The sequence below is a fragment of the Paraherbaspirillum soli genome, assembly GCF_042654985.1.
Lineage (GTDB): Bacteria > Pseudomonadota > Gammaproteobacteria > Burkholderiales > Burkholderiaceae_D > Paraherbaspirillum > Paraherbaspirillum soli.
In genome coordinates this window covers 192212-204941 of sequence record NZ_JBHSMT010000028.1, presented here as the reverse complement: position 1 = coordinate 204941, position 12730 = coordinate 192212, and the positions used below count along the sequence as shown (strand labels likewise).

General features: G+C 59.5%; 10 protein-coding genes. 9 read left to right on the top strand and 1 reads right to left on the bottom strand.

The genetic code is table 11. The features are described 5' to 3' along the window. Positions 1-150 precede the first annotated feature (150 nt). A complete protein-coding gene (gene fusA, locus ACFPM8_RS16955) occupies positions 151-2271 on the bottom strand; it encodes an elongation factor G (protein WP_378999136.1) in 2121 nt (706 codons plus the stop codon). A gap of 283 nt (positions 2272-2554) precedes the next feature. Between fusA and ACFPM8_RS16950 the strand changes: the two genes are divergently transcribed. From ACFPM8_RS16950 to sufU, 9 genes are all read left to right on the top strand, one after another. After that, on the top strand, positions 2555-5617 hold the full coding sequence (locus ACFPM8_RS16950; RefSeq protein WP_378999134.1) for a transglycosylase domain-containing protein: 3063 nt from the start codon (positions 2555-2557) through the stop codon (positions 5615-5617). 94 nt (positions 5618-5711) lie between these two features. Further along, complete coding sequence (locus ACFPM8_RS16945) at positions 5712-6152, top strand: CBS domain-containing protein (RefSeq protein WP_378999132.1); 441 nt, start codon at positions 5712-5714, stop codon at positions 6150-6152. 232 nt (positions 6153-6384) lie between these two features. Further along, on the top strand, positions 6385-6870 hold the full coding sequence (locus ACFPM8_RS16940) for an Rrf2 family transcriptional regulator (protein ID WP_378999130.1): 486 nt from the start codon (positions 6385-6387) through the stop codon (positions 6868-6870). A 4-nt stretch (positions 6871-6874) separates the two neighbouring features. Then, on the top strand, positions 6875-7198 hold the full coding sequence (locus ACFPM8_RS16935; protein ID WP_378999128.1) for a HesB/IscA family protein: 324 nt from the start codon (positions 6875-6877) through the stop codon (positions 7196-7198). A gap of 14 nt (positions 7199-7212) precedes the next feature. Next, on the top strand, positions 7213-8667 hold the full coding sequence (gene sufB, locus ACFPM8_RS16930) for a Fe-S cluster assembly protein SufB (RefSeq protein WP_378999127.1): 1455 nt from the start codon (positions 7213-7215) through the stop codon (positions 8665-8667). Between the two features lie 22 nt (positions 8668-8689). After that, positions 8690-9466 (top strand): Fe-S cluster assembly ATPase SufC, encoded by a 777-nt coding sequence (gene sufC / locus ACFPM8_RS16925; protein WP_378999125.1) that lies wholly within the window; start codon positions 8690-8692, stop codon positions 9464-9466. 172 nt (positions 9467-9638) lie between these two features. After that, positions 9639-10985 carry a Fe-S cluster assembly protein SufD gene (gene sufD, locus ACFPM8_RS16920; RefSeq protein WP_378999123.1) on the top strand — a complete coding sequence of 449 codons (1347 nt, stop codon included), beginning with the start codon at positions 9639-9641 and terminating at the stop codon, positions 10983-10985. Further along, positions 10982-12268, top strand: a complete 1287-nt coding sequence (locus ACFPM8_RS16915) for a SufS family cysteine desulfurase (protein ID WP_378999121.1) — start codon at positions 10982-10984, stop codon at positions 12266-12268. Before sufD ends, ACFPM8_RS16915 begins: the two co-directional genes overlap by 4 nt. Further along, positions 12265-12711: a Fe-S cluster assembly sulfur transfer protein SufU gene (sufU, locus tag ACFPM8_RS16910; protein WP_378999120.1), complete on the top strand. Its 447-nt coding sequence runs from the start codon at positions 12265-12267 to the stop codon at positions 12709-12711. Before ACFPM8_RS16915 ends, sufU begins: the two co-directional genes overlap by 4 nt. Positions 12712-12730: the final 19 nt, after the last annotated feature.

Here is a 12730-nt window from a genome sequence, read left to right as displayed (position 1 = left end):
CAATTGTGTTCGACGCTTGGCACCTATTCTCAGAGCATCTCAAAAAACCGTAGCGAGCGGCCCAAGGTCGGGGCGACGATGTTGGAACACCTGCAGCCGTACGGAGCGGGTGAGCATCGCAGCCCCGAGATTGGGACGCGCAGTAGGTTTTCAGTGTTTTGACTTGCCGACATGCCTGGAATTGACCACTGCATCGGTCACGCTGGTCGGGGCTTCGGCGTAGTGCTTGAACTCCATCGTGTAAGTGGCGCGGCCCTGGGTCAGCGAGCGCAGGGTGGTTGAATAGCCGAACATTTCCGCCAGCGGCACTTCGCAGCGGACCACTTTGCCGCCACCGCCGGGAATATCGTCCATGCTCTGGATCATGCCGCGCCGCGCCGACAGGTCGCCCATGACATCGCCCATTTTTTCCTCCGGCGTCTCGACTTCGACCGCCATCATCGGTTCCAGCAGGATCGGACTTGCCTTGCGGCAGCCGTCCTTGAAGGCGATCGAAGCCGCCATCCGATAGGCGTTCTCGTTCGAATCGACCTCGTGCGAGGAACCGAAAAACAGCGTCACCTTGACATCCACCACCGGATAGCCGGCCATCACGCCCGAGGGCAGGGTTTCCAGGATGCCTTTTTCGACGGCCGGGATGAATTCGCGCGGCACGGTGCCGCCTTTGACCGCATCGACGAACTCGAAACCTTTGCCGGCCGGTTGCGGCTCGATTTTCAATACCACGTGGCCGTATTGGCCGCGGCCGCCCGATTGCTTGATGAACTTGCCTTCGCTGGATTCGCAGGTTTTACGGATGGTTTCGCGGAACGCCACTTGCGGCTTGCCGACCGCGGCATCGACGCCGAACTCACGCCGCATGCGTTCGACCAGGATTTCCAGGTGCAACTCGCCCATGCCGGAGATGATGGTCTGGCCCGATTCCTCATCGGTCTTGACCCGGAACGACGGATCTTCCTCCGCCAGCCGGTTCAGCGCGATCCCCATTTTCTCCTGGTCGGCCTTGGTTTTGGGCTCCACCGCTTGCGAGATCACCGGTTCCGGGAAAATCATCCGTTCCAGGATGATCACGTTGGCAGGATCGCACAGCGTGTCGCCGGTGGTCGCCTCTTTCAAGCCGACCGCGGCGGCGATGTCGCCTGCATACACTTCGCTGATTTCGGTGCGGTGGTTGGCATGCATCTGCAACAGACGGCCGATGCGTTCTTTTTTGTTGCGGTTGGGATTGAACACGACATCGCCAGAAATCATCACGCCGGAATAAACCCGGAAATAGATCAAATGGCCGACGAAAGGATCGGTCATGATCTTGAAGGCGAGGGCGGCGAATTTTTCATCATCGCTGGCGCGGCGCTGGGTAGGCTGATCGTGTTCGTCGATGCCGGTGACCGGCGGGATATCGGTCGGCGCCGGCATATAGTCGATGACCGCATCCAGCAAAGCCTGCACCCCCCGATTCTTGAAAGCGCTGCCGCATAACATCGGCACGATTTCGCCGGCGATAGTGCGCTGGCGCAAACCGGCCTTGATTTCCGCCTCGCTCAGCGTTTCGCCTTCGAGATACTTTTTCAATAAGTCTTCGTTGGCTTCGGCCGCGGCCTCGACCATGCGCGCATGCCATTCCTGGGCGCTGGCCGACAATGCCGGCGGGATGTCGATGTACTCGAACATCACGCCCTGCGAGGCATCGTCCCACATGATAGCTTTCATTTTAATCAAGTCGACCACACCATGGAAACTGTCCTCGGCGCCGACCGGGATCTGCACCGGCACCACGTTGCCTTTCAGGCGCTCGCGGATCTGCTGATGGACCCGGAAAAAGTCGGCGCCGACCCGGTCCATCTTGTTGATGAAGGCGAGCCGCGGCACCTTGTATTTATTGGCTTGGCGCCACACTGTTTCCGACTGCGGCTGGACCCCTCCCACCGCATCGTAGATCATGCAGACGCCATCCAGCACCCGCATCGAGCGTTCGACTTCGATCGTGAAATCGACGTGGCCCGGGGTGTCGATGATGTTGATCCGGTGAATCGGATAGTTGCCGGCCATGCCTTTCCAGAAGCAAGTGGTGGCGGCCGAGGTGATCGTGATGCCGCGCTCTTGCTCTTGCTCCATCCAGTCCATCGCCGCCGTGCCTTCGTGCACCTCGCCGATTTTATGGCTGACGCCGGTATAAAACAGGATGCGTTCGGTGGTGGTGGTCTTGCCGGCATCAATGTGGGCGCTAATACCAATATTGCGATAGCGTTCGATCGGAGTCTTGCGAGTCATGGTGTATCTCCAGTGCAATCTGCGATTACATTTTCCCGGTGAAAGTATTGTAGTCAGCGTGCGATCCTTTGGGAAATGTTTGATGAGTGAGCTTACGCGCTTTCGGCGCCATGCGCGGCCGCCGGCTGTTCATCATCGGCGCTTAATTTTTAAATAATCTCTGCACGCCGACCAGCTACAATTAACATTATTGGGGCTATCAATAGCGGCCCATTTCGTTAGGCGCCAAGCATCAGGCATCGTCAACGTAGCAAGCCGCGTACGACCATATCCGGGAAATATCATGCAAGCAAGCAAGGCTTCATGGGTGCGTCGGCTGTTCAAGGCGGTTATCGTGCTGGGATTGCTGGCGCTGATAGGCGTGACGGTGCAGCTGGTCAACGCGGAAATGCGGACTTCTGCCTACCAGGCGCGCTTTTTCGCCGACCTGGCCGGACCGGCGACCTATCAACTCGGGTCCGGACTGAGTTCCTCGATACGGTTTCCTCACAGCGGCCCCTACGATAAGCGGCTCGGATATTCCCAACTGCCGACCTTCCTGGACAAGCTGCAAAGCAAGGATTTCGAAATCAGCCAACAGGCGCGGATGTCGCCGCGCATGACTGAGCTGATTGATGAAGGCATCTTCGTTCCCTATCGCGAAAAGACCCAGGCCGGGCTGATTATTCTCGATTGTCGCCAGCAGCCGTTGTTTGGCGTGCGTTATCCGGAGCGCGTCTACGACCGCTTCGAAGATTTGCCGCCGCTGCTGATCGACAGCCTGTTGTTCATCGAGAACCGTGAATTGCTCAACGCAGAAGATCCGAAACGCAATCCGGCGGTGGAATGGAACCGGCTGGGCAAGGCGGTCCTGATGCAGGCGCTGCACAAGTTCAGCACAGAGGACAAAACGCCTGGCGGCAGCACGCTGGCGACGCAAATCGAGAAGTACCGCCATTCGCCGGGCGGTCGCACCGCATCGATCAAGGAAAAAGTGCGGCAGATGGTGTCGGCCGCGGTGCGCGCATATCAACAGGGCGAAGACACGACCGCCGCCCGCCGCCAGATCGTGCTGGATTATATGAACACGATGCCGCTTTCCGCCAAACCCGGCTACGGCGAGATCCATGGTTTGGGCGACGGTATGTGGGCCTGGTACGGGCGCGATTTCGGGGAAGTTAACCAGCTGTTGCGAGCGGTTGTCGAGCAGACTGAGAACCGGACTTACGCTGAAAATCAGGGCGGGGCGGCACAAGCCTACAAACAAGCGCTCAGCCTGCTGATTTCGCAGCGCCGGCCTTCGCATTTTTTCGGCGGCAACGCCGAGCAGTTGGACGAATTGACCAATAGTTACCTGCGCTTGCTGGCTAACGCCGGTGTCATCTCGCCGGCGCTGCGCGATGCGGCGCTCAGGACCACTCTCAGCACGCAGCGGCGCTACGTTGCGGCGTCACAAGAGTCGTTCGTTGCACGCAAGGCCGCCACCAGCATGCGCACCCAGCTGGGCGGCTTGCTGGGCATTTCGCGCCTGTATGATCTGGATCGCTACGACCTGACTGTGCTCAGCACGCTGGATTTGCGGGTGCAAAACGCGGTGACCGGCGTTTTACTTGGATTGCGTGATCCGGCCAAAGCCGAGGCGGCGGGTTTGCACCAGAAGCAGTTGCTGGATCGGGGCGACCCGTCCAAGGTGATCTATAGCTTTACGCTGTATGAACGCGGCGAGAATGCCAATTATCTGCGGGTGCAAACCGACAATTTCGACCAGCCGTTCGACATCAACATGGGAACCAAGCTTGATCTCGGCTCTACAGCCAAACTGCGCACGCTGGTTACCTATCTGGAAATCGTTGCCAGCTTGCATCAGCGCTACGGCGATCTCGATGCGCAGCAATTGCATGCGGTCCCGGTCGATCCGCAGGACCCCATCACGCGCTGGGCGATTGACTATCTGGCCATCCGTCCTAACGGCGATGCTTCGTTGAGCGAGATGCTGGAAGCTGCGCTGGAGCGCCGCTATTCCGCCAACCCGGGAGAGCAATTCTTTACCGGCGGCGGCTTGCACAGCTTCGTCAATTTCAAGCGCGAAGATAACAGCCGGGTGTTGACGGTGCGCGAGGGCTTGCGCAATTCGGTCAACCTGGTGTTCGTGCGCTTGATGCGCGATGTGGTTCACCATTACATGTTCCGCAACGTGGGCGACTCCGCCCGCTTGTTGCAGGACGCCGACGATCCCCGCCGCCGGCAGTACCTGAGCCGCTTCGCGGACCAGGAAGGGCGGGTCTACCTGCAGCGTTTCTTCCGCAAATACCAGGGCAAGAGCTCGGAACAGATGGAGCAATTGCTGCTGCACGGCCTGCGCCCGACTCCGCCGCACTTGGCCAGCGTGTACCTCAGCATTGCGCCGGATGCCTCGTTCGAGCAGTTCTCCGCATTCATCAAAAACAAGCAGCAGACAGATAAAGCACTGACAGACAAGAAACTTGCCAAACTGTATGCGCAATATTCGCCGCAGAAAATGTCGCTCGCCGATCGCGGCTACGTCGCCAGCGTGCATCCGCTGGAGCTGTGGATGGTGGCGTACCTGCGCGCCCACCCCGATGCCGATTGGGCCAAAGTGACCGCGGCCAGCGCCGATCAGCGGCAGCAGGTGTATCACTGGTTGTTCAGCAGCCGCCGCAAACCGGCGCAGGACAAGCGCATCCGCAACCTGCTTGAGGTGGATGGCTTCAAGGAAATACACCGCGACTGGAAGCGGCTGGGCTACCCGTTCGATTCGATGGTGCCGTCCTACGCCAGCGCGCTCGGCGCTTCGGCCGATCGTCCTGCGGCGCTGGCCGAATTGATGGGCATCATCGTCAATGACGGCGTGCGCAAGCCGAATTCAGGCATCGAATCGCTGCGCTTTGCCGCCGATACGCCCTACGATACCTTGCTGCAACACCGCACCGGCAACGGTGAACAGGTATTGCCGCCGGAGGTGGCGCAAGCTTTGCGCGGCGCACTGCGTGAAGTGGTGGCTGACGGTACCGCCAAACGCATCAACGGCACGTTTGTGCGCACCGACGGCAGCGCGATCCAGATCGGCGGCAAAACCGGCACCGGCGACCATCGTTTCAATGTGTACGGCCCGCACGGCCAACTGATCGAGTCGCGGGTGGTGAGCCGTTCCGCCACATTCGTGTTCAACATCGAAGGACGCTTCTTTGGCACGCTCACCGCCCACGTCCCGGGGCCGCAAGCGGCGCGTTACGACTTCACCAGCGCGCTGCCGGTGCAATTGCTGAAAATGCTGGCACCCAATCTGATGCCGCTGATCGATACGCCGGTCGTCGAGGCAGGGCAAGGGGGCGCGTGCGGGGCCTGACCCAAGCTTGCGCCAGCGTCAACAAAAGCGATTGTCATGCGGGGTCAAATCAACCAAACTAGGAATTCGACTTCGACCATAAAGGAGGCTCGCCATGCAATCTGTCGCACACATTCTCCGTTCCAAACAAAGCCAGACGGTTTTCAGCATTCCGCCGACGGCACTGGTGCTGGATGCGGTCAAGCTACTCGCAGAGAAACATATCGGAGCGCTGCTGGTGATGGAGGGCGAGCAAATCATCGGCATCGTTACCGAACGCGATCTGGCGCGCAAGGTCGATCTGCTGGGACGCACGTCAAAAGATACGCGGGTGCGCGACATCATGACTTCCAACGTCATGTATGTGAGTCCCGAAACAACCAATGAGCAATGCATGGCCTTGATGACCGAAAACCGCTTGCGCCACCTGCCCGTGATGAACAACGGCAAGCTGGTCGGCCTGATCTCGATCGGCGACCTGGTCAAAGACATCATCTCCGAGCAGCAATTCATTATCCAGCAGCTCGAACACTACATCAGGGGGGATCGGGCTTGAGCCACAAGGCGACTCGGCGCTAAAACCAAGCCCATCCAACTTACTTTCTTGACGACCCGGACGCAGATGCGACGGGTCGTTTTGTTTTGTGCCGGGAAGCTGCAATTGGCAACGAGATTGAACGAACTTTTATCGTAAATGGTTGACTAAAATTGTATGGTATTGCCGCTTGTTCCAGCGCCTGCAAGGCGAAGGTTTCAAGCAAAAACTGCTGCATTGTGGACACTTATCCATGAGACTCACCACCAAAGGGCGCTATGCCGTAACGGCGATGCTGGACTTGGCCCTGCACAGCAACGACGGTCCGGTGACAGCGAACGACATCAGTCGCCGACAAAGAATTTCCCGCTCCTACCTGGAACACCTGTTCGCCAAATTGCATCGCGATCATCTGGTGGAAAGCCTGCACGGCCCGGGCGGCGGTTATTTTCTTGCCAGGGAATTGCACGACATTTCGGTCGCCGACATCCTGCAAGCGGTGGATGAATCGATAGAGGCGACCCAGTGTCTCGGCAAGCTCAATTGTCACGATGGCAAGCGTTGCATGACGCATGAGTTGTGGGCCAATTTGAATACGGAAATCGTCCGCTATCTGGCATCGGTCAGATTGTCGCAGTTGGTGGAAAAGCACCAGCCGGGTCGCGCCCAGCCGTTGATCATGCTGCAACGCGAGCAGCGCAGCTTGCCTTTGGTGGAGCGGCCAGAAGCTGAGGAGTAGCGCCATGGCAATCAGGTTGACAACAAGCGCAGCGCAACACGTCCGCAACTCTTTGGCAGAGAACAGCAAGGCCATCGGCTTGCGCTTGGGCGTGCGCAAAGTCGGCTGTTCCGGACTGGGCTACACGATCGCCTTTGCCGATGCCATCGGCAGCACCGACCGGGTGTTCGTCAGCCACGGCATCAAGGTGCTGGTGGACGCTGTCAGTCTGGCCGCGATCGACGGCACCGAGGTGGACTTTGCCAAAGATGGCTTTAACGAAACCTTCGTGTTCCGCAACCCCAATGTCAAAGACGAGTGCGGTTGCGGCGAGAGTTTCAGCGTGTGATTTCTTGATGAAGAATGCAGGAGACTATCGTGGCGGAGATGCTGGAAGCGCTGGTAAATAAACCTTACAGGCACGGCTTTGTCACCGACATCGAATCCGATGCGGTGCCGAAAGGCTTGAGCGAAGAAGTGATCCGCATGATTTCGGCCAAGAAGAATGAGCCGCAGTTCATGCTGGAGTGGCGGCTGAAGGCTTATCGCCACTGGCTGACGATGACCGAGCCGCACTGGGCGACGGTCCGGCACCCGCCAATCGACTACCAGGAAATCGTTTATTACTCGGCGCCGAAATCGAACCAGGACGGTCTGAAGAGCCTGGATCAGGTCGATCCGGAACTGTTGCGGACCTACGAGAAACTGGGCGTGCCGCTGCAGGAGCGCGAGTTGCTGGCCGGGGTCGCGGTGGACGCGGTGTTCGACAGCGTGTCGGTGGCCACCACCTTCAAGGGAAAACTGGCCGAGCTAGGCATTATCTTTTGCCCGTTTTCCGAAGCGGTGCAGCAGCATCCCGAACTGGTGCAGCAATACCTGGGATCGGTGGTGCCTTATACCGATAACTTTTTTGCCTCGCTCAATTCCGCCGTATTTAGCGACGGTTCGTTCTGCTATATCCCGCCCGGCGTGCGTTGTCCGATGGAGCTGTCGACTTATTTCCGCATCAACGCCAAGAACACCGGCCAGTTCGAGCGCACGCTGATCATCGCCGACCGCGGCGCTTACGTCAGCTATCTGGAGGGCTGCACCGCGCCGATGCGCGACGAAAATCAATTGCACGCCGCAGTGGTCGAGCTGATCGCGCTGCAAGGCGCGCAAATCAAGTACTCGACGGTGCAAAACTGGTATCCGGGCGACAAGGACGGCAAGGGCGGCATTTACAACTTCGTCACCAAACGCGGCGATTGCCGCGAAGCCGATTCGAAGATCTCCTGGACCCAAGTCGAGACCGGCTCGGCCATCACCTGGAAATACCCGAGCGTGGTGCTGCAAGGCGACAACGCGGTAGGAGAGTTTTATTCGGTGGCGTTGACCAATCACTATCAGCAGGCCGATACCGGCACCAAGATGTTCCATTACGGGAAAAACACGCGTAGCACGATCCTGTCCAAAGGCATCTCGGCCGGGCATGGTCAAAACGCCTACCGCGGCCTGGTCAAAATCGCCAAGAGTGCGGTCGGTGCGCGCAACTACACCCAGTGCGACTCGCTGCTGCTGGGCGATAAGTGCAAGGCCCACACCTTCCCGTACATCGAGGTCAAAAACGCCACCGCCAAGGTCGAACATGAAGCCTCCACCTCGCGCATCGGCGAAGACCAGCTGTTTTATTGCCAGAGCCGCGGCATCTCGGCCGAGGACGCGGTCTCAATGATCGTCAACGGTTTCTGCAAAGAGGTGTTCAAGGAACTGCCGATGGAATTCGCGGTGGAAGCCCAGAAATTGTTGGGCGTAAGCCTGGAAGGCAGTATTGGATAAGACAGTAGTAAGGATAGCGACCATGCTAGAGATCAAAAACCTCCACGTCGAAGTCGACCACCAGCCCATCCTGCGTGGCATCGACCTTAGCGTCAAAGTGGGCGAAGTGCACGCCATCATGGGTCCGAACGGCTCCGGTAAGAGCACACTCGCGCAACTGCTGGCCGGGCGGGAAAATATCACGGTCACCGCCGGTACGGTCACTTATGAGGGAAACAACCTGCTTGAAATGCCGCCCGAAGAACGGGCCAGGAACGGCGTGTTCCTGGCGTTCCAGTATCCGGTGGAGATCCCCGGCGTCAGCAATATCTACCTGCTCAAGGCAGGCCTCAACGCGGTCCGCAAGCATCGCGACGAAAGCGAACTGGATGCGATGGATTTCCTGGTGCGAGTGAAGGACAAGTTAAAACTGATGGAAATGGACCCCAGCCTGCTGTATCGCTCCGTCAACGAAGGTTTTTCCGGCGGCGAAAAGAAGCGCAACGAGATCTTGCAGATGGCAGTACTGGAACCGCGGCTGGCGATCCTGGACGAAACCGACTCCGGCCTCGACATCGACGCGCTGAAGATCGTTGCCAAGGGCATCAGCGCCATGCGCAGCCCGCAGCGCTCCATCATCCTGGTGACCCACTACCAGCGTTTGCTCAATTACATCGAACCGGATTATGTGCATGTGCTGGCGCAGGGACGGATCGTCAAATCGGGCGGGCCGGAACTGGCGTGGGAGCTGGAGCGCCACGGCTACGCCTGGGTCGAGTCGCTGCCGGCCGGCACAACGGAAGGAGCAGCGTCGCCATGAGCAAAGCCGCTTTTTACCAACGCTCGCCGACGACGCCAAAGGCGCCGGTACGTCAGCCCAGGCGGCGCCAGACCGCAGTGACGCAGGCGCGGGTGACAGCGACCCCGGCAAGGAACCGGCGGCGCTCCCTGCAAGTGCGGAACATCATCCTTGCCAAGAGGCGGGAATTTAAATGATTACGGAAACCGCCAGCCGTTACCGAGAACAGTTTGCCCAACTGGAAACCCAGTTCGCCGGCGCCGATCTGTTGTGGTTGCAGCAGGCGCGGCATGCTGCGCTGGAACGCTTTTGCGCCTTGGGATTTCCCGACACCGCGCAGGAAGACTGGAAGTACACCAATGTCGGCATGATAGCCAAGCGCGGCTTCAATTTCGTCCCGCAAGCAAGCAACGGCGCGGACGGATTCACGATCGGCAAACTGGGCGAATTGGCTGAAGTGGCCGAGTTGGCCGAATTGACATTAAGCGACGATTATCTGCTGGTGTACATCAACGGCCGCTATGCGCCAGCCTTGTCGAAGCTCAAAGCGCTGCCGCAGGGTGCAACAGTGCTAAGCCTGGCAGCAGCACTGGCGGATCATGCAAGCAAGTTTGACGCAATGCCGGCTGGCAGCAACGGTTTCGCCGCGCTCAACGCCGCTTTCTGGAACGATGGCGCTTACATCGAACTGGCTCCGACGGTGGAAGTCGAAGCGCCGATTCATCTTCTGTTCATCGCCACCGAAGCTGACCTGATGACTCATCCGCGCCACATCATCCACGCCGGCCCCGGCGCGCGGGCCACGATCGTCGAGCACTATATCGGTGCGGACGACATCGCCTATTTCACCAATGCCGTGACGCAGATTGTGCTCGAGCCGGGGGCCGCGATCGAGCACTATAAGCTGCAGCAGGAAAGCGGCCACGCATTCCATATCGCCAGCATCGATGTCCAGCAAGCGCAGAACAGCCGCTTTACCTCGCATTCGTTCGCGCTGGGCGGCCTGCTGTCGCGCAACGACATCGGCACCTGCTTCAATCAGGAAGGCTGTCAAGCAACGCTGAACGGCTTGTATATGGCCAGCGGCCGGCAGCATATGGATCACCACACCAGCATCGACCACGCCCAGCCGGGCGGAGTCAGCCGCGAATTTTACAAGGGCGTGCTGGGCGGCGCGGCGCGCGCGGTGTTCAACGGCAAGGTCATCGTGCGCCCGGACGCACAGAAGAGCGATGCCTATCTCTCCAACCGCAACCTGCTGCTGTCGGATACCGCCGAAGTCGACACCAAGCCGCAATTGGAAATCTATGCCGACGACGTCAAGTGCACGCACGGCGCGACGGTCGGGCAGCTGGATGAAAACCAGGTGTTTTACCTGCGTTCGCGCGGGGTGGACGCGGCGCAGGCCATTACGCTGCTGACTTATGCCTTCGCCTCGGAAATCGTGGAGCGGGTCGGCATCGCGCTGCTGCAAGAACGGCTGGAAGAGCTGCTGATCAACCGCCTGCCGGGCGGCCATCAAATCAGGGAGCTGCTATGAATGACGCAAACGACCTGGCCGCCGTCCAGTCTCAGCCTGCCTTCGGCTTCGATGTGCAGCGCTGGCGGGCCGATTTTCCAATACTGCAACAAACCGTGCATGGCAAGCCGCTGGTCTATCTCGACAACGCCGCCACCAGCCAGAAGCCGCACAGCGTGATCGACTGCGAGCGCCGCTATTACAGCGAGCTCAACGCCAACATCCACCGCAGCGTGCATGAATTGGGCGAGCGCGCCACCGCCGCGTTCGAAGGCGCACGCATGAAAGTGCGGCGCTTCATCAATGCCGGCGACAACCGCGAGATCGTGTTCGTGCGCGGCACCACCGAAGCGATCAACCTGGTGGCGCAGAGCTATGGCCGCAACCTGTTCCAGGTCGGCGATGAAATCTTGCTCACCGAAATGGAGCATCATTCCAACATCGTGCCGTGGCAGCTGCTGCGCGAACAGACGGGCGCGGTGTTGCGGGTGGCGCCGATCAACGACGCCGGCGAATTGATGCTGGACGAGTTTGAAAAATGCCTCAATCCACGCACCAAACTGGTGGCAGTGGCCCATGTGTCGAATGCGCTCGGCAGCGTCAACCCGATCCATCGCATCATCGAACTGGCGCACGCGATGGGCGCTGTAGTACTGGTCGACGGCGCGCAAGCCGTGCCGCACATGGCGGTCAATGTGCAGGATCTCGACTGCGATTTTTATGCGTTCTCCGGGCACAAGCTGTACGGTCCGACCGGGATCGGCGTGCTGTATGGCAAGGCTGAATTGCTGGACGCGATGCCGCCGTATCAAGGCGGCGGCGACATGATCAGTCAAGTCACTTTCAAGCAAACTCTGTACAACGTCTTGCCCTATAAATTCGAAGCGGGTACATCCAACATTGCCGGCGTGATCGGGCTCGGTACGGCGCTGGATTACGTGCAAGCGCTCGGGCTGGATAGCATTGCGGCCCATGAGCATGACTTGCTGGCCTACGCCACGCGCTTGGCCCATGACGTGCCCGGCATGCGCCTGATCGGCACCGCGCAAGACAAGGCCGGCATCCTGTCGTTCACGCTGGACGGCGTGCATCCGCATGACATCGGCACCATTCTCGACCGCGAAGGGGTTGCCATCCGCGCTGGACACCATTGCGCGATGCCGGTGATGGAGCATTTCCAGATCGCCGCCACCGCACGTGCCTCGTTCGCTCTGTACAACACGCGCGATGAGATCGACGCCTTGTTTGCGGGGATAGATAAAGTCATCGACATGTTCGGACGTCAGCAACGGGGGGCGGCATGACAGACCTGCGCGAACTCTATCAAGAGGTCATCATCGACCACTACCGCAAACCGCGGAATTTTCATGCACTGGCCGACGCCAATCGCAAGGCGGAAGGCTTCAACCCGCTGTGCGGCGACCGCCTGACGCTGTATGTGAAGCTGGAAGACGGCGTGATCCGGGATCTCAGCTTCGAGGGGGCAGGTTGCGCCATCTCGACCGCGTCCGCTTCCTTGATGACGGAACAGCTGAAGGGCAAGACCGAACAGCAGGCCGAAGCCTTGTTCCAGGAATTTCACCACCTGCTGACGCAGGATGCCGCCGCGCCCGGCCCGGATCTTGGCAAATTGACAGTGCTGGCCGGGGTGCGCGCATTTCCGGCGCGGGTGAAGTGTGCGACGCTGGCCTGGCATACCTTGCACGCGGCCTTGCTAAACCAGACGGATCCGGTAAGCACGGAATGAGCGCGCAGCTTGGGAACCT